Annotated in this window: 13 protein-coding genes; 10 read left to right on the top strand and 3 right to left on the bottom strand. The window is 37.8% G+C overall.

Annotated elements, in window-relative coordinates; translation table 11 throughout:
- The first annotated feature begins 224 nt into the window (after positions 1-224).
- The 10 genes from ACM46_RS18825 to ACM46_RS18770 all read left to right on the top strand — a co-directional run bounded on the left by ACM46_RS18825 (position 225) and on the right by ACM46_RS18770 (position 14,094).
- Entirely contained in the window at positions 225-1,550 is a 1,326-nt protein-coding gene (locus ACM46_RS18825) for a sigma-54-dependent transcriptional regulator (RefSeq protein WP_048508288.1), read from the top strand.
- Between the two features lie 765 nt (positions 1,551-2,315).
- The gene (gene kdpA, locus ACM46_RS18815) at positions 2,316-4,010 is read left to right on the top strand and encodes a potassium-transporting ATPase subunit KdpA (RefSeq protein WP_048508209.1); all 1,695 of its coding nucleotides are present in this window, start codon (positions 2,316-2,318) and stop codon (positions 4,008-4,010) included.
- Between the two features lie 170 nt (positions 4,011-4,180).
- Positions 4,181-6,220, top strand: coding sequence for a potassium-transporting ATPase subunit KdpB (kdpB, locus tag ACM46_RS18810; RefSeq protein ID WP_048508287.1), 2,040 nt, complete (start codon positions 4,181-4,183; stop codon positions 6,218-6,220).
- A 10-nt stretch (positions 6,221-6,230) separates the two neighbouring features.
- The gene (kdpC, locus tag ACM46_RS18805; protein WP_048508208.1) at positions 6,231-6,788 is read left to right on the top strand and encodes a K(+)-transporting ATPase subunit C; all 558 of its coding nucleotides are present in this window, start codon (positions 6,231-6,233) and stop codon (positions 6,786-6,788) included.
- A 13-nt stretch (positions 6,789-6,801) separates the two neighbouring features.
- On the top strand, positions 6,802-7,890 hold the full coding sequence (locus tag ACM46_RS18800; protein WP_117614452.1) for a porin: 1,089 nt from the start codon (positions 6,802-6,804) through the stop codon (positions 7,888-7,890).
- 339 nt (positions 7,891-8,229) lie between these two features.
- On the top strand, positions 8,230-9,339 hold the full coding sequence (locus ACM46_RS18795; RefSeq protein ID WP_048508207.1) for a histidine kinase: 1,110 nt from the start codon (positions 8,230-8,232) through the stop codon (positions 9,337-9,339).
- Between the two features lie 5 nt (positions 9,340-9,344).
- Positions 9,345-11,060 (top strand): ATP-binding protein, encoded by a 1,716-nt coding sequence (locus ACM46_RS18790; RefSeq protein WP_048508206.1) that lies wholly within the window; start codon positions 9,345-9,347, stop codon positions 11,058-11,060.
- A 9-nt stretch (positions 11,061-11,069) separates the two neighbouring features.
- Positions 11,070-11,615 (top strand): hypothetical protein, encoded by a 546-nt coding sequence (locus ACM46_RS18785; protein ID WP_157859464.1) that lies wholly within the window; start codon positions 11,070-11,072, stop codon positions 11,613-11,615.
- Between the two features lie 553 nt (positions 11,616-12,168).
- On the top strand, positions 12,169-13,608 hold the full coding sequence (locus ACM46_RS18775; RefSeq protein WP_048508203.1) for a hypothetical protein: 1,440 nt from the start codon (positions 12,169-12,171) through the stop codon (positions 13,606-13,608).
- An 81-nt stretch (positions 13,609-13,689) separates the two neighbouring features.
- Complete coding sequence (locus tag ACM46_RS18770; RefSeq protein ID WP_048508202.1) at positions 13,690-14,094, top strand: hypothetical protein; 405 nt, start codon at positions 13,690-13,692, stop codon at positions 14,092-14,094.
- A gap of 60 nt (positions 14,095-14,154) precedes the next feature.
- Here the strand turns inward: ACM46_RS18770 and ACM46_RS18765 are convergent, their stop codons facing one another.
- From ACM46_RS18765 to ligA, 3 genes are all read right to left on the bottom strand, one after another.
- Entirely contained in the window at positions 14,155-16,626 is a 2,472-nt protein-coding gene (locus ACM46_RS18765) for a DUF7619 domain-containing protein (RefSeq protein ID WP_048508201.1), read from the bottom strand.
- 358 nt (positions 16,627-16,984) lie between these two features.
- On the bottom strand, positions 16,985-19,570 hold the full coding sequence (locus tag ACM46_RS18760) for a T9SS type A sorting domain-containing protein (RefSeq protein ID WP_083997458.1): 2,586 nt from the start codon (positions 19,568-19,570) through the stop codon (positions 16,985-16,987).
- Positions 19,571-19,673: 103 nt separating this feature from the next.
- Positions 19,674-21,680, bottom strand: coding sequence for an NAD-dependent DNA ligase LigA (gene ligA / locus ACM46_RS18755; RefSeq protein WP_048508199.1), 2,007 nt, complete (start codon positions 21,678-21,680; stop codon positions 19,674-19,676).
- Between the last annotated feature and the right edge of the window lie 104 nt (positions 21,681-21,784).

Raw genomic sequence — 21,784 nt, 5'->3', positions numbered from 1 at the left:
GCGAAAAATGCGAAGAAGTTGAAGGGAAGGAAATAAAATACAAACTTTTAAATATAATAATAGCAACAAGGATCAGATAACAAGCAACAAGCAACAAAAAAAACAAATAAGCAAATTTATCTTTTCGCCTTTTACTCAAAACAAATACTAATTTTCCTGATCCCACGACTCATTTGCTCAAAAAATTCAATAAGTTTGCAGTACGTTTTCCAAAAACAACCACTATGTCCGGAAACATTCTGATCATTGATGATGAGATCAAGCTCCTGAAATTACTGGGAATGATCCTTACCCAAGAAAATTTTAATGTCAAAGAAGCTTCTACAGCACGGTCTGCAATGACAATGCTGGAGCAGTATGAATTTGATGTTGTTTTATGTGACGTCCGTCTTCCTGATGCTTTCGGGGTAGAACTGGTACGCTCTGTCAAAAGCAAATATCCGCATCTTGAAATTATCCTCATGACCGCTTTCGGAAATATTACCGATGCGGTGCAGGCTATGAAAAATGGAGCCTATGATTATCTGGTGAAAGGAGACGACAACGAGAAGATTATTCCGCTGGTATACAAAGCACTGGAAAAAGTAAAAGACAACCGGTCTAAAATTGTTCAAAAAACGGCTGTCACAAAAGGATTCGGACAGATCATCGGAACTTCTCCATTGATTCTTCAGTCTAAAAAGCTGGCCGAAAAAGTAGCTTTAACGGATGCTGCAGTTCTTCTGACAGGAGAAACCGGAACCGGAAAAGAAGTTTTTGCCAACGCAATCCACGACGGAAGCGAAAGAAATAAAAATAATTTTGTAGCCATCAACTGTTCCGCATTCAGTAAAGAAATACTGGAAAGCGAACTTTTCGGTCATAAGCAAGGCGCTTTTACGGGTGCTGTAAAAGATAAAAAAGGACTGATTGAAGAAGCCAACGGAGGAACCTTATTTTTAGACGAAATAGGAGAGATGCCAATAGAGCTGCAGGCCAAACTGCTTCGTGTTCTGGAAACCGGAGAATTTATCAAAATGGGTGAAACAAAAGTTTCCAGATCAGATTTCAGGCTGATTGCGGCCACCAACAGAGATCTGGAAGATGAAATAAAGCAGGGACATTTCCGGGAAGACCTTTATTTCCGCCTGAATGTTTTTGAGATCCATCTTCCGCCACTCAGAGAGAGAAAAGAAGACCTGAAAATTTTGGCAAAAGGGTTTATTGATATTTTCTCCCGAAAATTACACCTATCCGCTTTGCAGGTAAGCCCGGACTATTACAAAACTCTGGAAAAAAACGACTGGAAAGGAAATATCCGGGAACTCAGAAACGCGGTGGAAAGAAGCCTTATTTTAATGGAAAATAATACACTGGATGTTGAAAGCCTACCTCATTATTCAGATAAAGCCATTCCCGAAAGCGATTCTTTAAGCATAAGATCTCTGGAAAAAGTACACATTCAAAAAGTACTGAATTACACAAAAGGAAATAAAGCCGAAGCTGCAAGACTCCTGGAAATCGGTATTGCGACGCTGTATCGTAAGTTGGAGGAATATGGGTTGAGGTAGGCATGTTCCGGGGGGCATGTTTCGGGTTTCATGATGCGTGTTTCGAGGGTTTAATATTTTAATGTTTTAATGTTTTAATGTTTTAATGTTTTAATCTTTTAATCTTTTAATCTTTTAATCTTTTAAGACCATAAACTACCAAATACAGACTTAGCATCCACAAATCCAGAAATATTAAATAAACAACAAATACCCCGGTGGCTGAGGTCCTCGAAGCCACCACTACCACAAAAAATCCTCACATACAATATATTTAAAATCTAAAATCTAAAATCTGATGTCTGATGTCTGAAATCTGATGTCTGACATCTAATATCTAATATCTAACCCCTATCATTTCAATAAACCAGCCTATCAAAATGATAGGCTTTCGTGTTTTTATAAGATTGAGTTATTTGTATTAATATGTTGTTTGTCAGTATCTTATTGGTTTTATTTTGAATTTGGACTTTCTTTTGGCCTATATGTCACGAATAAAATATTTTAAAAATGACAATTTCAAAGAAAACGTTCAAAAAACGGGAGCACGCAGGTTTTAGCCTGCTGCTGGTATCGTATGTACTGCTGACTCTATTAACCTTAATAATAATGATATGATGCTTCTTGGTTTGATCCTGCTTTTTGCAGTGATGTTCTGGCTTCTTTATAAATCCGTTGAATTTTTTGATAAAATATAAAACTATGTGGAGTTTATTTTTCCTTTCCATTCTGGCCTTCGGGTACATCTGTTACGTTTTGCTGAAACCTGAAAAATTTTAATCGGTCATGAAAACAGAAATTTTAGGCGTAATTGCCATGTTTGTAATTACATTAGTGATCGGAGTATTTCTCGGTAAATACATTGCTAATGTGTTTGGGTATAAAAAAACCTTTTTAGACCCTATTTTTGAACCTGTCGAAAAATTAATTTATAAAATATCGGGGATCAATCCAAACCGTCAGATGAACTGGAAACAGAACATGTATGCCATGCTGACAATTAACCTGGTTTGGTTCATTATAGGATTCATCATCCTGCTGACCCAGTCGTGGCTGCCTTTAAATCCGGATGGAAACCCGAATATGTCACCGGATCTTGCTTTTAACACAGCAATTTCTTTCCTGGTCAATTGTAACCTTCAACATTATTCAGGTGAAACAGGAGTAAGTTATCTCAGCCAGCTTTATCTGATGTTCCTGCAGTTTGTAACCGCAGCAACCGGAATGGCCGCGATGGCAGTTCTTTTCAAAGCTTTTAAAGAAAAAGCCACGACAGAACTAGGGAATTTCTATGATTTCTTTACTAAATCTGTGGTCAGAATACTCGTTCCTATAAGCATCCTTGTCGCTCTGATCCTTTCTGTAAATGGAAGTCCGATGACTTTCGAAGGAAAAGACCATATTACAACACTGGAAGGCCAGAAAGTAGATGTTTCCAGAGGTCCTGTAGCTGCTTTTGTAGCGATCAAACATCTGGGAACCAATGGAGGCGGTTTTTTTGGAGCCAACTCCGCACACCCGCTTGAAAATCCAAACTATGCAACAAATATGACCGAAATGGTCACCCAGATGATTATTCCGTTTGCTTTGGTTTTTGCTTTAGGGTTTTATCTGAAAAAAAGAAAACTGTCATGGGTGATTTTCACTGTAATGACCGTAGGTTTTCTTGTTCTTGCCGTTCCGAATATCATCAATGAAACGAACGGGAATCCTCTTATCACACAGATGGGTGCCGACAGCAGTCTTGGTGCCATGGAAGGGAAAGAAATCCGTTTCGGAAGTGCTTCGTCAGGATATTGGAGTATTGCAACGACTATCATTTCAACGGGTTCCGTGAATGCCATGCACGACAGTACAATGCCGCTTTCAGGAATGAATGAGCTGCTGGCGATGATGATCAACAGCTTCTACGGAGGTTGTGGAGTAGGGATCCTGAATTATTTCATCTTTATTATTCTGGCTGTATTTATAAGCGGTCTGATGGTGGGAAGAACACCGGAATTTATGGGTAAAAAGATTGAAGCCAAAGAAATGAAAATCGCCATGATTGTGGCTTTGTTCCATCCTTTCCTGATCCTTGTAGGAACGGCATTAACAGCCTATCTGCCGGAATTTGGAGCCAAAACATTAAACAATCCCGGCTTCCACGGGTTCAGCGAAATGCTGTATGAGTTTACCTCTTCTTCTGCGAACAACGGTTCCGGATTTGAAGGGCTTGGAGACAATACCCCGTGGTGGAATATCTCAACCGGAATTGTATTGCTGTTATCCAGATTTATTCCTATCATAGGACCTATAGCCATTGCAGGATTATTGGCCCAGAAGAAATTCATCCCGGAAAGTTCAGGAACCCTGAAAACGGATACGGCTACTTTCGGCTTTATGACGCTGGCAGTGATCCTTCTTATCGCAGCATTGTCTTTCTTCCCTGCATTAACATTGGGGCCTATTGCAGAACAGATCCAGTATTTCTCTAAATAAACATTAAAATTAAAATCAATAGTCAACCATTAGGAAGATTGAAGGGTCGGGAAACTAGTCTACATCTCATCGAAACATTCACTTCAATAATAATCCATTTCCACTCCTTACTGTTTCAGTTGATCTTAATGGTTACCATTGATTTACAATTATATAACTCTTTCAAAAAAATGAAAAATCAATCACAGACATTGTTTCAAAAAGATTTGGTGAATGAAGCGATCAAACAGTCCTTTATTAAGCTGAATCCGAAAATTATGTTTAAAAATCCCGTGATGTTCCTGGTAGAAGTCGGAACCGTCGTGATGTTTATCGTAAGTCTTTTCAGTCTTACAGGTGACCGTTCACAGGGGAGCTTTGCTTATAACTTTACCGTATTTATCATCTTATTTTTCACCGTTCTGTTCGCTAATTTTGCGGAAGCCATCGCCGAAGCAAGAGGAAAAGCTCAGGCAGATACCCTTAGAAAAACGCGTGAAGAAACTCCGGCCAAAGTGGTTTTGGATAATAAACCTGGGTTTCAGGTAGAAACCGTTCTGAGAATGTCTGCTGAGATGAAGCTGGGCGATATCTTTCTTTGTGAAACAGGAGATCAGATCCCAATGGATGGCGAAATCATTGAAGGGCTTGCTACCATTGATGAATCTGCAATCACCGGCGAAAGTGCTCCCGTTATTCGTGAATCAGGAGGTGATAAAAGCTCTGTAACAGGCGGTACAAAAGTTCTTTCGGACAGAATAAAAGTGAAAGTCACTACCAAACCCGGAGAATCTTTTTTAGATAAAATGATTGCGCTGGTAGAAGGGGCATCAAGACAGAAAACACCTAACGAAATCGCATTAACTATACTTTTGGCAGGTTTTACCCTGACCTTTATTATCGTCACACTCACTTTAAAACCTTTTGCAGACTATGCGCAGACTCCAATTACCATTGCGGCATTTATATCACTTTTCGTTTGTTTGATTCCCACAACCATTGGAGGTCTGCTTTCTGCAATCGGGATTGCAGGAATGGACAGAGCTTTGAGAGCAAATGTAATCACCAAAAGCGGGAAAGCAGTAGAAACTGCCGGAGATATTGATGTATTGCTGCTTGATAAAACAGGGACCATTACCATCGGAAACCGTAAAGCAACGGAATTTCACCCGGCGGACGGAATCAGGCTGCCTGACTTCATTAAAGCGGCTGCCCTGAGTTCTGTAGCGGATGAAACACCGGAAGGAAAATCCATCATAGAATTGAGCCAGCTGAAATCGGAAGATCTTCTGGTTCCCAATCCTACTTATATTGATTTTACAGCTGAAACAAGAACCTCAGGAATAGATTTTGAAAACACAAGAATCCGAAAAGGTGCCTATGACACGATAAAAAAACTGACTGAAAAAGCCGGGAATACCTTCCCGAAAGAAACCCAGGATGCCGTTACCAAAATCTCTGAAAACGGAGGAACACCTCTTGTCGTTATTGTGAATGAAAAAGTGTGGGGTGTTATCGAGCTTCAGGATATCATTAAAACAGGAATTCAGGAACGTTTCCAGAGACTGAGAAAGATGGGGGTGAAAACGGTAATGGTAACCGGAGACAACCCTCTGACGGCAAAATTCATTGCTGAAAAAGCAGGCGTAGATGATTTTATTGCAGAAGCTAAACCTGAAGATAAAATGAACTACATTAAAAAAGAACAGCAGGAAGGAAAGCTGGTTGCCATGATGGGAGACGGAACAAATGATGCTCCGGCACTGGCTCAGGCCGATGTGGGTGTTGCCATGAACAGCGGAACACAGGCTGCCAAAGAAGCCGGAAACATGGTAGATCTTGATAACGACCCTACGAAACTGATCGAAATTGTGGAAATTGGAAAACAATTGCTAATGACCCGCGGAACACTTACCACCTTTAGTATTGCGAATGATGTGGCTAAATATTTTGCCATTATTCCAGCACTTTTTATCACTTTTATTCCTTCTCTTCAGAAGTTGAATATTATGAATCTTCACAGCCCGGAAACTGCTATTTTATCAGCCGTAATTTTCAATGCCGTGATTATTCCTTTCCTGATTCCGTTAGCGTTAAAAGGTGTTGCCTATAAACCTATTGGTGCCAGTGCACTGTTGAGAAGAAACCTTTTGATTTATGGTTTGGGCGGTGTGATTGTTCCGTTCATTGGAATCAAAATCATCGATTTAGTGATTAGTTTATTCTATTAAAATTTTAAAAATGAAAAATCATATTGTTACAGCATTCAGACTGACTATCGTAATGCTGGCTGTCGTTGGAATTTATCTGCTTATCGTGTATGGAGGCTCGAAAATATTACCAACAAAAGGAAATGCAGAAATCATCACCCAAAACGGGCAGAAATTCTATGCGAATATCGGACAGGAATTTAAATCGGAAAAGTATTTCCACGGCCGTCCTTCATCCGTTAATTATAATGCAGCAGGAAGCGGAGGAAGCAATAAAGGCCCGAGCAATCAGGAATACCTTGAAATTGTACAAAAAAGAATAGATACCCTGAAAATGGAGCATCCGGGAATGGAAAATACAAAAGTTCCTGTAGAGCTTGTAACCGCCAGCGGAAGCGGTCTTGATCCCGATATTTCTGAAGAAGGAGCTTTGTATCAGGTGAAAAAAATTGCAGAAGTCAGACATCTTTCTGAAGAAAAATTGAAAGAATTAATAAAAAACCAGGCAGAAAAACCTTTTTTAGGAATTTTAGGGCCTTCAAAAGTAAATGTATTAAAGCTTAATATCGCTTTGGATCAATTAAAATAACTGAGAAATTACCGTGAAAAGATATAGTATTACATGTGCCGTATTATTCGGAATAGTTTTCCCGAAAGCACAATCGTCAGATTCATTAAAAACAGAAAATAAAGTAACTTTTTCTGCCTATGCAGAACTTTTTTACACCTATGATTTTAATGAGCCTGCCAACCATCTCCGTCAGAATTTTTTATATTCCTATAACAGACATAACGAATTGAATCTCAATTTAGGACTGATCAAAGCCAATTATCAAAGTGAGAATCTGAGAGCAAACGTAGCCTTAATGGCCGGAACCTACGCACAGGATAATATGGCAGCCGAGCAGGAAGCACTGCGCTACGTCAATGAAGCGAACATAGGAATCAGACTGTCAAGAAATAAAAACCTCTGGTTAGATGCCGGAATCATGCCTTCTCACATCGGCTGGGAAAGCGCCATAGGAAAAGACAATATGAACCTTACCAGAAGCTTTGCCGCCGACAACTCTCCTTATTTTGAAACAGGAGCCAAAGTTTCTTACACATCAGATAACGGAAAATGGTTTTTAAGCGGACTGATCCTTAACGGCTGGCAAAGAATTGCAAAACCGGAAGGAAATCAAACCATTTCTTTCGGACATCAGGTGACTTACAAACCGACAGAAAAAATTACGCTGAATAGCAGCTCGTTCATTGGAAACGATAAAGCAAAGGACGAGAAAAGAATGCGCTATTTCCACGACCTTTACGGGAGTTTTCAGCTGACCGACCAATTTATTGCTTTGCTGGGCTTTGATATCGGAGCCGAACAGAAAACAAAAGGAAGCAGCAGCTATAACATCTGGTATACGCCTAATGTCCTGATGAAATACCAGTTAGACAACAAATGGGCTCTGGCAGGAAGAGTAGAATATTATAATGATAAAAACGGAGTAATTATTAACACCAAAACCCCCAACGGATTCCAGACTTTCGGATATTCACTGAACGTAGATTATGCTATTCTGAAAAATGTAATATTCCGTACAGAAGCCAGAGGATTCACTTCTAAAGATGCCATTTTTGCGAAAAACGATGAGTTGAAACAAGGGAATTTCTTTATTACAACGAGTTTGGCAGCATGGTTTTAGGAAATGAAAAGTGAATAATGAAGAGTGAAAAATAATTAATTAACTACAAAAGTCACAAAAGTTTTTTAAGTTGAATGTTTTTAAGTAGATAAAGCTCACATAAGTTCTTAAAAAATCAAAGATTTTTATATTGCTGAATAATAATGATTGAGCCCAGAGAAATTCCCTTCCAGGGGAGAATGTCGAAAATTCAAAAAAAATTGACGGGGCAGTTCAAGATAGTTCAGCAGAAAAAATATCAGAAATAGTAGTAACTTACTTATGCATTTCAAACCAGCAGAAACCTTTGTGCCTTTTGTAGTAAAAAATAACAATATAATACTGTAAAAGTAGAAATCAATGTCATCAGCAAAACATTTTTTAGAATTGATTCAGAGATCCCGGAAAGGTAAATTTAAAATCTATATCGGGATGAGCGCAGGTGTGGGAAAAACATTCCGCATGCTTCAGGAGGCGCAGTCTCTTCTGCGCAACGGCATTGATGTAAAAATCGGCTATATAGAAACCCATGGCCGGGAAGAAACGGTAGCCCTTACAGACGGAATCCCTGAAATTGCAAGACGATCGGTTTTCTATAAAGGCAAAAATCTTGAAGAAATGGATCTTCAGGCCATCATCAATGAGCACCCTGAAGTTGTTTTAGTAGACGAGCTGGCTCACACCAATGTGGAAGGCTCCAAAAATAAAAAAAGATGGCAGGATGTACTGGAAATTCTGGATAACGGAATCAATGTCATCAGCGCGATGAACATTCAGCATATCGAAAGCCTGAATGAGGAAGTAAAAAAAATAACAGGAATAGAAGTCACCGAACGTGTTCCGGATAAAATTCTCGCTCTTGCCGATGAGGTGGTGAATATAGACCTTACCGCCGATGAACTGCTGACCCGTTTGAAAGAAGGAAAAATCTACAAAAAGGAAAAGATTCAGATGGCCCTTACGAACTTCTTTCAGAGCGGACATATCCTGCAGCTCCGGGAGCTCGCTTTAAAAGAAGTGGCAGCTCATGTGGAAAGAAAAGTAGAAACAGAGATTAAAACGGAAAATTTTAAACCTATAAAATTTCTGGCCTGCATCAGCAGTAATGAAAAGATTGCTAAAAATATTATCCGTAAAACAGCCCGTCTGGCAAGTTATTACAACAGTCCGTGGACGGTTTTATATGTTCAGCGTCCCTCGGAAAATCCTGAAAAAATTGCCCTCGATAAACAGCGGTATTTGATTAATAATTTTAATTTAGCACAGGAATTAGGGGCTAAAGTAGTCCGTATAAAAGAAAGCAGTATTCATAAAGGAATTCTGGAATATGTGATTGCCCATAATATCACAACCGTCTGCATCGGAAAACCCCATGCACAGCTGTGGCAGCGTCTTTCCGGCTATAGCTGGATCTACACACTGATGAACAGGCTGAATGAAAGACAGACAGATATTATTATTTTATCTTAGAAATAATGAAACTTAAAACAAAACTCACCCTAGGCGTAGGTCTTTTATTTTTACTGATCGTTCTCATGTCGGTCATAGGATCCGTCTATATCCATAAACTGAAGTCTGACACGGAAAAAATCCTCACAGCCAATTATAACAGCCTTGAATTTTCTAAAAATATGTTGCTGGCTCTGGATAAAATAAGTACGGACAGCGTTGTAGCGGTTGCCAATTTTCAGAAAAACAGTAATTTGCAGGAAAAAAACCTCACAGAATTCGGAGAGAAAGAAGCTACCCAAAATCTGAACCTGCATTTCAAAAGTTATCTGGAACATCCTTCTCCGGAAAAAGAGAAACTGATCCGTGAAGATTTATCTAAAATCATGTCCCTGAATATGAAAGGGATAGAACGGAAAAGTGATATTGCTATCATTACTGCCGAAAATGCCAATTTCTGGATCGTAAGTCTGGGAACCGTATGTTTTCTGATCGCTTTTATTCTGTTGTTTAATCTTCCGCAGACCATTGCAGAACCTATCAATCAGCTCACATTCAGTATCCGGCAGATTGCTGCTAAAAACTATAATGAGAGGGTTCATTTTAAAGGCAGTGAGGAATTCAACAGTCTTGCGGATTCTTTTAATACTATGGCGGAAAAACTTCAGGAATACGAAAGCAGCAGCCTGTCCAAACAATTAATGGATAAAAAGAGAATTGAAACTTTGGTGAATAATATGCACGATGCCGTTATTGGACTGGATGAAAACCATTTTATCTATATGATTAATGATGAAGCTTTGAAAATTACCAGCCTCCATAAAGAAGACATTATTGGTAAAACTGCTCATGAAGTGGCTGTCAATAATGATCTGATGCGTGAACTGCTTAAAAATATTGACCATCCGGTAAAAGAGCCTATCAAAATAGTTCGTGACAATAAAGAAAATTATTTTGAACAGGATATTGTTCCCATCAACATTATAAAAACCGGAGAAAAAGAGACAAAATATATCGGAAAAGTAATTCTGTTGAGAAATATTACCCCTTTCAAAGAACTCGATTTTGCTAAAACGAATTTTATAGCGACTATTTCACACGAATTGAAAACTCCAATATCTGCCATAAAAATGGGTGTACAGCTTCTTGGGAATCAAAAATTTGGAGAACTGAATGATCAGCAGAAAGAATTGTTGAAAGGAATTAATGACGACGGACAGCGTTTGCTTAACATTACAGGAGAACTTCTGAATCTGTCACAGGTTGAAACCGGAAATATCCGCCTGACCGTTGAAAAATGTTCCCCAAAAGAAATGGTAGAGACCGCTGTGAAAAACGTAGAAAAGCTGGCTGAACAGAAAAATATTCAGATCAAAACGGAATACCTTACAAGCAAAGATGATTTCGTCAATGCGGATTTCGACAAAACCGTATGGGTAATCAATAATTTTTTAACCAATGCGGTAAAACATTCCTTCCAGGATGAAAACATAGAAATTAAGGTGGAAAAACAAGATTCCATGATCCGGTTCAGCATTACCGATACCGGAAGCGGAATTGATGAAAAATACCATCGCCAGATTTTTGAACGTTATTTTCAGGTCCCGGGAGAACATCAGAACGGAACAGGCCTGGGACTGGCTATTTCCAAAAATTTTATAGAAAAACAGGACGGCGAAATAGGAGTGGAGAGCTCCCCAAATCAGGGAAGTACTTTTTATTTCAGGCTGCCGGTAGCATAATAGTTAAAGGTGGAAATTTTATATATTTGGGTTTCAACATTAGCTATGAAAATAAAAGATCTGATTATCCTGTTGCTGTGCTTGTCAGCTAATATTTGTTTTGCTCAAAATGACAGAGAATCTCGAGAAGCATTTACCCTAAAACTGGCTGTAGACTCTGTTAGGTTTTATCAGCAGGAGGTTAAGAAATCCAAATATTTTGTAAAAGAGAATACACTTCAGATTTATCCCGGTGAGCATGTTTTTGTAGAAGCTGAAATAAAAGAAGGAATAATAGAATCAATGAAGGTTGTGAGAGAAAATAAAAATCCATCCAAAACGATAGAAATAGAATTTTTGCAAAATACTGAAGAGAAGGAAAATACAGGAATGACTCTTGAAGTAAGTAATCCCTTCAATAAAATGCTACATTATGATGCTATGATGTATATTGTCGGTAGAAATGAATGGATCAAAACTTCTATTATTCCGGTGCGTTCAAAGCTTAAAAGTTTTGAGATGTGGAATGATGTGATTATTACATTAGTTCTAGACAATTGGAGGCTTGAAAAATAATTTGATTACCTTATTTCTAATGTTTGATCATATCTTCGATTACTTCATTCCCATCTGTATTGCATCTCTAATTATACCGGGAATCTTTTTCTATTTTCAGAATAAAAAAATAATCACTAAATATAAACAGCCAGATTCCAGAATATTAAAAAACATTAATGGAAAGATTGTTACAGATAAAGGGGTTTTGAAAAAGAGCTTTCGCTGGTGCCGTTTTGATATCCTTTTGAATCAAAATTCTGTTTTTTTATTCCCGAAAGACTTTTATTTTATTCCGGCACGTTTTATTAACCTGACCTTTTATTTCGATAAAAAGAATACAAAAAGCCCCACTGGATTAAGATCTTTCAGCATACACAAAAATACAGTTACTTTATTATCCTATCCGAACTTTTTGGTAAATGGAAAGCGGACTATTTATCTACAGAACCTTACCCCTGAGCAGATTCAGTTTTTTCAGGAAGCTTTAAAGAACAGAATGCCTTCTGTTTTACATTAAAGTAAGAGATTGGAAGAAAATTCTTTTACATTTGCAAACTAGCAAAACCATTCCATGAAAAGACCGATCAGCCTGTTATTATTCCTGTTCTTTTTCTGCGCCTGTTCCCAGATTTCAAAGAGAACGGCAACGATCATTAAACCTCTCGAAAAAACAAGATTAGCCTATTCAAGTGATGATGAAGAAATAAAAAAGATTGAAAAATCACTTTTTGAAGAAGCAACTCCGGAAGAACTTGTATTCTTAGCAGAAAAAGGGAAAAATGTTTACATAAAAGTAGCAGCCATTGATGTTCTGGCTAATAAAAAAGAAAGTGGAAAAATACTGTACATTTTTAAGAAAAACCTTCATTCAAAGGAGAAGTTAACTTATAGAACGGGTTGTATGGTAGGTGAACATCTTTTACCTGCCTATATTTTTGAAGCAGTCTCTGTGGGCGATGTTTTTTCAGAAAAAGAAAAAGATGATCTTCACAGTGAAATGGTATCTGCTGCTCTGAATTCCAGTCCTGTTAATGAGGATCTTTTGGAAGCTTTAACCTATGATTTACCTACGAATAATGATACCTATTCGAAAATCAGAAAGATAGTAATAGATACGAAGTCACCGATACTGCTTGTGAATCTTGCGAAATACAAAAATCCTGATGATATAGACCTTATTAAAAGCTTTGGGAATCAATCTTACCGGGCTATTGAAGAGTTTCCGGATCCGAAATTTTTACCGTTCATGAAGGAGCATATTACCGATTCTTCCGATTTTCCTTACATGTTTGCATTAGCCGAATTCTGCAGTGAAGAAGCTAAAGAAATTGTCATCAAAGCAATTGAAAATAATAAGAAAATCAATGAAGGAAGAGATTGCGGCGGCAATTGCCTGTCTTTCCTCTATCAGCAGATTTCTATGAAAAAATGTCCGTTGTATAATGCTGCACTGGCAGATCTTTGGATAACGGATAAGATTATTTCTTTTCATATTCTGGAGGAGTATGAAAAAACACATACTCAAAAAGAAACAGCAAAATTTCTGTTAGATGGGTTTATGAAACCGGGAGAAGCGGAAATTATTGCCGTAAACGCATATGATATGGACCATGTTGCAGATTATGTATCCGGTGAAATGACTTTTGACAGCACCCTAAGACTTGTCACATTACTAGAAAAAACAAAAAGAATCTCTCAGGAAGTCTATGAAAAAGCGGTGAAAAATTCACTTCAGAATATGGATGATCTTGACTTTGATAACTTTATTTCCCAAATGAAAGACCATCATGTGATCCTGCAAAATAAAGATCTGATCCTGGACAGAATAAAAAATAATGAAAGTGCCTATGGGATTCTCATTATCATGAAAGGCGTGAAAATGTTGAATGATGAAAAACTTTTTAATGAAGGGGCATCCCTTGTCGTTCAGAGGAAAGCGGAATTTAAAGAATCTCCGGTATGGGAAAAGAGCTATAAAAGTTTTATCAAAGACCATAATATTAAAGAATAATTATATGATTCTTGTTTTTAAATTAATGGTTTTTATAGTTAGCTGACAGTAAACGAAGTTACAATCAAGGTTTTTATAACTATGCTGGGATTCATCATTTACATACTGTTTATATTCGCTGCAGCCAATCTGTATTATTTCGTATTTTCTGATAATCTTAACTGGAAAAGTAAGATGTTGTCTGTAATACTTTCTTTCTCGGCTTTTCTTTTGGTAACTTCCATATTCTTGAGTCTTATACATTCTGATGATCTGGTAAATGATATCGGAGACTTCTTTCTTTTTCTTCTGTTTTCCAATATTTTGCTGGTCGTTTATGCCTTTTTTCTTTTATTTATTCATAATATGGTTACCAGGATGTTTTTGTCAGCTAAAAACTACGGGACTTACATCTTTGTATTCACAGTTGCTGCATTTTTTGGATGTCCTCTGCTTGCTTTTGTTTTTTACGTTTTGGTGTCACTTATTTTCGGATTTGGATCGTAAGAAATAAAAAAGGCTGTGAAATTTTTCACAGCCCTATCCATATAAATCACGGTTATTAGCTTAATTTTTAATAAACCTTTGAGTCATTGTTTTACCTTTCGTAAACAGCTTAATGATATAGTTTCCTTTGGCCAGTTCAGATACATTGATGGAATTGTTTTTTACACCTGTTGTATTCAGGACCCTTCCTGATGCATCATAAACCTCCACTTTAATAATCTCTTCAGCAGATTTGATGTATAAGATATCCTGTACCGGATTTGGATAAAGCATCATACTATTTTGATCTGCTTTGGTTTCTGCTGTGGCCAGAATACCTCTTACGGCAGTTGTAAATGTGTTGGTAACAATCGGAGCGTTATAATCGAAATAGATTTTAGCCGTATTGCTGAATATATCACCCGACGTTAAAGTAGATTTTGTTTTGATTTTGAAAGAAACATATCCGTCGTTGTGTTCATCATCAAATGGAAGCTGGATGTTCTCAAAAATAAATTCCGTTACATTGTTTCCGGACATTCTTGTTACAAAACTGTGGCTTCCGCTTAAAGGAACCAGCGTAGACATATCAAATTTTGAAGCATCAATCTCGTCTTTCACAACAATATTTCTTGCATTGGCTGTACCGTTGTTTTCAAATCGGATCAGATAATGTACATAATCTCCTACCTGGTTTTCTGCGATCAGAGTTCCTTCAAGACAGGCTTTGTCATTAGGATCCATAGAGTTGACTACCGTCTGGTTCAGTGTAAATGTATTGTCAGTAGGGGTATCATCCGTTGCTCCATTGATTTGAGCTGTATAATGAAGAATATCACCATCATTTAAAGGCGGAGTATCCGTAGGCGTATTCATTTCAAATTTAACCTTGATTTCTTTGGTTTCAAAAGGAAGAAGTCCTGTGAAATTCCAGCTTAGATTTCCTGTTGATTGTGAATTTGGCGTCACTGTAGCATTCATAAAATCCATCACATTATCATTGAAACTATATACTATGGTTCCGGACTGCGTGGTGGTTCCTTTATTTTTATAGACAATTTTATAATCCGATTCAAATCCTGGTACTGCAGAATCAAGTGGAATAATGACAATTTCAAGATCAGGATGCGAACCATTAGCAGTGATACAGAAATCCTGGGTTAATGGACTCGCTTGCGTCGGGAAATTTACCGTAGAAGACGGTGGAGAAATAGTAAAATAAGCCGGGTTTTCAAGAATAGGAGTCAGAACGTGAGATCCTGCCTGTAATGGAATCGTATAATTTCCTGTTTGGTCTGCAACCAGGCTTCCTGTAGTGGTTCCGCTGGCGATCGTAAATTTCTGGAATGCCATATTCAGATCTGCAGGATCGCAGCCGTTTCCGTTCATATCATATCGGATGTTTCCTTTCACGGTATAGAAAGTCCCGCCGGGAGTAAAGGAGCAGTAAGAATTAACCGCCACATTATTGTATCCGTAGGTTGCATTCTGACTGATGATGCTATTCACTTCCGAATCATCACAACAGATATAGCTCAAATTAGGGTTGTTTTGATAAGTCGCGCTTGTAAGCCTTCCGTTTTTTATAAACAAACTCTGTAGATTGTTGTTGGAAATACTGAGCGAATTCAAAATAGTGTTCTGGCTTATGTCAAGTGTAGTAAGCTGATTGTTATTAAGGGCAGCTACCTGTAGTAAAGGGACAGTCGAAAGATTAATGCTCGTAAACTGGTTGTTGATAGCCCTTATATAATTTAACAGCGGACTCTGAGGTATGCTGAGAGTAGACAGATTATTATAGCTGGCTTCCAGCGATTTCAATTTAGGTGTATTCTGAAGATTGATGGAGGTAAGCTGATTAGCCGAGCAAGTCAGATTTTCAAGCTTTGTTAAATTACTTACATTCAGAGTGGTCAGTAAATTCCCGGAAATATTAAGTGTTTGTAAATCAGCCAGCGGGCTTAGATTAATACTGGAAATTTTATTGTCACTGCAAAGCAGAGATTTCATGGTTGTACTTCCCGAATAATTGATGGTTTGTACTTTTCCTCCCGTACAGTCCAGAATATTCATTTTCGGAAGATTGGAGACATCCAGATTGACGATGTTGGCTTTTCTTACTCCTATGTTTTCCAGTAAGAGACAACCCGCAAAATTAGCAGAAGTCATGTTGATATTGTTATTAAAAGTGGCTGACCGGAGTGCTGGCATACCACTAACGTCTACGGAAAGAAGATTCTGAGTATCGGATATGTCCAGATTTTGAAGATTGGTGAATGATTTTATACCCACAATGGAAGAGAGCTGAATAAAAGTGCCGCTGGTATAGCTGTAAATATTAATGCTCTTGATGTTGGCGGCTTCTGAAAGCTGTATTTCACCGTCATTATTGGTGTCAATATTCGTCCAACTGTTGGCCATATTCTGCGTCACATGGTTGCTGGTGTTTCCTGAAAGCAATAAAGCCTTAAACTGAGGATCCGGAATGTTCACAATCTGTGCCGTGACAGGTAATTGCGCCAGGAATAGCACAAAAAAATAGAAATTTTTCATGGTTTAGTGATATTTGTTTTGATAAATATATAAAAAATTATATTATGAAAAATAATTACTTTTTAGTTTTTATTATTTTATATAAAATTGATTTTATTGAGTTTTGTTTAATTATATTATTTAAATAGTTGTTTTGTGTTAATTTTATTTACATAAATGGTTGTGCGTACAAAAATATGGCGTGAATAAGAGCAGGCTTTAGCCCGCTTAATGATAATAAAATCAATACCAATCGGCTTTAGCCAAAATTGATCCACCCATCCTTGTCAAGTTTCAAAACCTTGACATGGATAATAAAGACAGCCAAAAAAAGCCGTGAGAATATCACAGCTTTTAAAATATATCGGATTCATTATTTCTATGCCTTAATGAATTTAAGCATCATCACTTTATTTTTTGTAGAGAGTCTGATGATATAATTTCCTTTCGCCAGCTCAGAAACAGGGATAGAATTGTTTTTTACTCCTGCAGTATTCAGAATTCTTCCTGAGGTATCATAGATTTCTGCTTTTATCACCTCATCTTTAGACTGAATGTAAAGAATATCCTGTACCGGATTAGGATAAATACTGAAATCATTTTTAGTAGGGTTCACTTCAGAGGCTGCCAGTGTGTTTTGTACTGAAGTAGTGTAGGTATTGGTCACGATAGGTGCATTGTAATCAAAATAAATTTGAGCGGTGTTGCTGAAAGTATCACCAACCGTTAAAGTAGATTTGGTTTTAATCTTAAACGAAACATACCCGTCATTGTTGGCATCATCAAAAGGAAGCTGAATATTTTCAAAAATAAATTCTACATTCGGGCTGTTCACTTTTGTTACAAAATTATGACTTCCACTCAGGGAAACTAAACTTGATAAATCGAACTTTGAAGTATCTATAACATCTTTCACCACAATATTCTGAGCATTGGCAGTTCCCGTATTTTCAAATCGGATCAGATAATGAACATAATTTCCTACCTGTGCCTGTGAAATAGAAGTTCCTTCCAGACAGGTTTTATCATTAGGGTCAAACGAATTCACAACCGTTTGATTCAGTGTAAACAGATTGTCAGCAGGGGTATCGTCCGTTGCTCCATTGATTTGGGCATTGTACAGAAGAATACTTCCACCATTCAAAGGCGGAGTTTGCGTTGGAGTATTTAAGCGTAAACTTACGGTTATTTCTCTGGTTTCAAATGGAAGAAGATTGCTGAAACCCCAGTTGAGCGCTCCCGGCAATTGTGAATTCGGAGCAACGGTTGAAGTCAGGTAATTCACTACATTATTGTTGTAATTGAATACCAGCGTCCCTGATTGTACAGATGTCCCTTTATTTTTATAAATAATTTTATATTGAGCATCAAACCCCGGACGCGCAATGGTAATAGGCATAATGACTGTTTCAAGATCATGATGGGTTCCATTGGCTGCCAGACAGAAATTTTGAGTAACAGGAGCAGGCTGATTAGGAAATGTAATATTTACTGAAGTTGGCGAAACCGTAAAATACGACGGGTTTTCCAAAACCGGTGTAATGATATTGATTCCGGCCGGAAGGTACATTGCATAAGAGCCGCTGCCATTAGCTATAGCACTGGATAATCCTGCGACAGAGCTCACAAGATTAAATTTCTGGAACGGTTTTGAAGGATCTCCGGCATCGCATCCGTTTCCGTTCTGGTCATATCTTGCAGTCCCCTGAAACAGATAAGAATTTCCTCCGGGTGTAAAAGAACAATAGGAGTTTACTACAACATTCGTCTGATTATATTGTGTCAGAAGTGCATTAATCGCATAAATTTCTCCCGGATCAATACAGATGTACTGTAACTGTGGGGTAATGCTGAATGCACAGGCAGACCCTGAGCCACTAAAACTATCTTTTCCATTCTTTATGTTAAGCGTTTTAAGATTTAGATTACTTGTGCAGTCAAAAGAAAGCATTTGAAGATTCTGTGAAAAATCAATATTGACAAACTGATTGTTTTGAATCTGGATTCCTCTCATATTAGGAATTTGGTTAAACGCTATATTTTGTAACTGATTATTCCCGGCATACACATACTGTAAATTATTATTGTTGTTAAACGTTAAGGCTGTTAATGCATTGTCGTAAACTGAAACTTCATAAAGTAAAGGATTCGCACTTAAATTCAAACTTGTAAGCTGGTTTTGATGGATGTCAAAATACGTCAATCCGGTATAAGGAGTAGGATCAAAAGTCTGGATAAGATTGGTGGATATCGCTAAATAATTAACGAGAGAAGGATTTGGTACGCTAAGACCGCTTAGTTGATTACGAAATAATTCTAATTTTTTCAATGCCACATCTCCCGCAAAATTAATGCTTGCCAGCGACGGGTTTTCAGTCACACTTACTTCTTCAAGCAAAGGCAGATTACTTAAATTTAAAGAAGTCAGAGTAGACCCGAATAAAGAGAATTTTTTAAGATTGGGTGCCGAAGAAATACTAACAGCGTTTATATTTTGAAGTTTAACCTCCTGAACCGAAGTATTCTGGATGGTGATGTTTTTTCCATGGGCTCCGAGGCTCGCTAAATTTAAAGCATTACAGTTTTCAACCGTTACATTGGCCACTTCACCTCCCAGAAATCTTAATTTCTGAAGACTGGGATAATTGCTGAACACCAGATTATAGGTCTGCAGATTAGGATTGGTGAGGACAAGTTCGTTTAGATTGGGAAACTGATTCAGACCGGATAAACTTGTTACAGCATCTGTAAGATTATTGATATCAATTTTATAAACCATGGCTGCTTCCGATACCTGTACTTCTCCATCGCCATTGGCGTCAAGCGTTATAAATGTTCCGCCGGCATTACTGGTGGCTCCGTAAGTAAATAATTTTGATTTTAGATAAGGATCAGGAATATTCACAATTTGTGCCTGAAATGCACAACATATCATCATACAAACGATGAAGTAGATTTTTTTCATGGATTAGTCTTGTTTAGTTTATTATTCTTTTATTGGTGATAAATGGCAAAAATAAACCATTGAAATCTAATCTCAATGGTTTAATTATAATTTGTTAAAGAAATTACTGTTTCTCTATCAGATTCAGAAATTCCTGTTCGTCCAGAATGGTAATCGTTCCGATGTCCTGAGCTTTTTTCAGTTTACTTCCGGCTTTCTCGCCAACCACAAGGAAGTTGAGGTTCTTAGACACTGCAGAAATATTTTTTCCGCCATGTTTCTCCACCATTTCTTCGGCGGATTCTCTGGTGAATAAGGATAGTTTTCCAGTGAAAAGGAATGTTTTTCCTTCCAGAACATTAGATAAGACCTCATTTGAACTTTCTCCTTTTTCAAGCTGAACTCCATAAGATTTAAGACGCTCAATCATCAGTATATTTTCAGAATTGCCGAAAAATTCTACAATGCTTACCGCGATTTTTGCTCCAATATCTTCCACCTGACAAAGTTCTTCCACAGTGGCGGCTTTCAGTTCATCAATTGTGGCGAAGTTTTTCACCAGTTTCTTGGCAACCGTTTCCCCCACATGCTTGATTCCGATTCCGTAAAGAACCTTCTCAAAAGGAATTTCTTTAGATTTTTCAATCCCTGAAATAATATTCTGGGCAGATTTTTCCGCCATTCTTTCCAGAGGAAGAATCTGTTCCTTCGTTAATGCATAAAAATCAGCAGGATTTTCAATTAACTTTTCCCTGTAAAGCTGTTCTATGGTCTCACTTCCCAGATTATCTATATTTAAAGCCTTTCTTGAAACATAATGAATCATTCTTCCTACCACCTGAGGCGGGCAGTGAAGCTCATTCGGACAGAAATGGATCGCCTGATCTACAATTTTCACCAACTCCGTTCCGCATTCAGGGCAGTTTTTGATGTATTCTATTTCCCGGCTTTCCTCAGTCCTTTTTTCGGTATTCACTCCAACGATTTTTGGAATAATTTCACCGCCTTTTTCTACATACACAAAGTCATGCTCATGCAGATCCAGTTTTTTTATAATATCCTCATTGTGAAGAGAAGCTCTTTTAACGATGGTTCCGGCCAGTAAAACAGGCTTTAAATTGGCAACCGGAGTGATGGCTCCTGTTCTTCCCACCTGATAAGATACACTCTGAAGTTCAGTTTCTACCTTTTCAGCTTTAAATTTATAAGCCATGGCCCAGCGCGGAGATTTTGCTGTGTAGCCCAGCTGTCTCTGCTGTTGTAGAGAATTTACTTTTAATACAATTCCGTCTATTTCAAAAGGAAGATTGTGTCGCTCGGTATCCCAGAAGCTGATGAATTCCTTTACTTCATCTAAGGTTTTACAGAGTTTCGCCTGCTGTGAAGTTTTGAAACCCCAGCCTTGTGCTTTCTGAAGCAAATCCCAATGACTTTCAGCAGGAACATCCTCAGCAATAAACTGATAAAGTACAGAAGACAGACTTCGTTTTCTTACCTCTCCGCTGTCCTGCATCTTTAAACTTCCGCTGGCGGTATTACGGGGATTCATAAAAGGATCCAGACCTTCCTCTTCACGCAGTTTATTAAGCTTGTCGAAATTCTTTCTCGTCAGATAAATTTCTCCTCTCATAAAGAAATGTTCAGGGAAATCTCCCTTCAGTGTCAGAGGAATATCAGAAATGGTGCGGACATTCGGAGTGATTTCATCACCCTGAAAACCATCACCACGGGTTACGGCCTGAGCCAGTTTTCCGTTTTCATAAAGAATAGAGATAGAGGCTCCGTCATATTTCAGCTCTGCCACAAACTCTACAGGATCGCTGATGGTTTTAATAATCCTTTTCTCCCAGTCCTCAAGATCATCAAAATCATAAGAATTATCCAGAGAATACATTCTGAACTTATGCTGAATGGTAGGGAATACTTTTGTAATTCCACCTCCTACACGTACCGTAGGTGAATTTTCATCATAAAACTCAGGATGTTTGGCTTCCAGATCCTGAAGCTGCTCAAGGAGCATATCGAACTCATAATCAGAGATGGTGGCTGCATCCAGAAGGTAATAATTTTCATTATGCTGATGGAGCTCTTTTCGGAGCTGCTCTATTTTTTGCTGTATATTTTCAGACATTCCTTTCTATCTTTTGAGCAAAAATAGCTAAACTAATTTCATTAAAAAATACTACAATAAAATATTATCAGAATATTAAAAAAACGCAATACAAGGTAAAGTGC

Origin of the sequence: Chryseobacterium angstadtii (assembly GCF_001045465.1) — a bacterium.
Lineage (GTDB): Bacteria > Bacteroidota > Bacteroidia > Flavobacteriales > Weeksellaceae > Chryseobacterium > Chryseobacterium angstadtii.
This window is presented reverse-complemented; position numbering and strand designations above follow the sequence as displayed.

Excerpts from the sequence above, each read along its gene's own strand:
- ACM46_RS18765 (WP_048508201.1), bottom strand. The coding sequence starts at position 16,626 with ATGAAAAATTTCTATTTTTTTGTGCTATTCCTGGCGCAATTACCTGTC.
- kdpA (WP_048508209.1), top strand. The coding sequence starts at position 2,316 with ATGAAAACAGAAATTTTAGGCGTAATTGCCATGTTTGTAATTACATTA.
- ACM46_RS18790 (WP_048508206.1), top strand. The coding sequence starts at position 9,345 with ATGAAACTTAAAACAAAACTCACCCTAGGCGTAGGTCTTTTATTTTTA.
- ACM46_RS18825 (WP_048508288.1), top strand. The coding sequence starts at position 225 with ATGTCCGGAAACATTCTGATCATTGATGATGAGATCAAGCTCCTGAAA.
- ACM46_RS18775 (WP_048508203.1), top strand. The coding sequence starts at position 12,169 with ATGAAAAGACCGATCAGCCTGTTATTATTCCTGTTCTTTTTCTGCGCC.
- ACM46_RS18795 (WP_048508207.1), top strand. The coding sequence starts at position 8,230 with ATGTCATCAGCAAAACATTTTTTAGAATTGATTCAGAGATCCCGGAAA.
- kdpC (WP_048508208.1), top strand. The coding sequence starts at position 6,231 with ATGAAAAATCATATTGTTACAGCATTCAGACTGACTATCGTAATGCTG.
- ACM46_RS18760 (WP_083997458.1), bottom strand. The coding sequence starts at position 19,570 with ATGAAAAAAATCTACTTCATCGTTTGTATGATGATATGTTGTGCATTT.
- kdpB (WP_048508287.1), top strand. The coding sequence starts at position 4,181 with ATGAAAAATCAATCACAGACATTGTTTCAAAAAGATTTGGTGAATGAA.
- ACM46_RS18770 (WP_048508202.1), top strand. The coding sequence starts at position 13,690 with ATGCTGGGATTCATCATTTACATACTGTTTATATTCGCTGCAGCCAAT.
- ligA (WP_048508199.1), bottom strand. The coding sequence starts at position 21,680 with ATGTCTGAAAATATACAGCAAAAAATAGAGCAGCTCCGAAAAGAGCTC.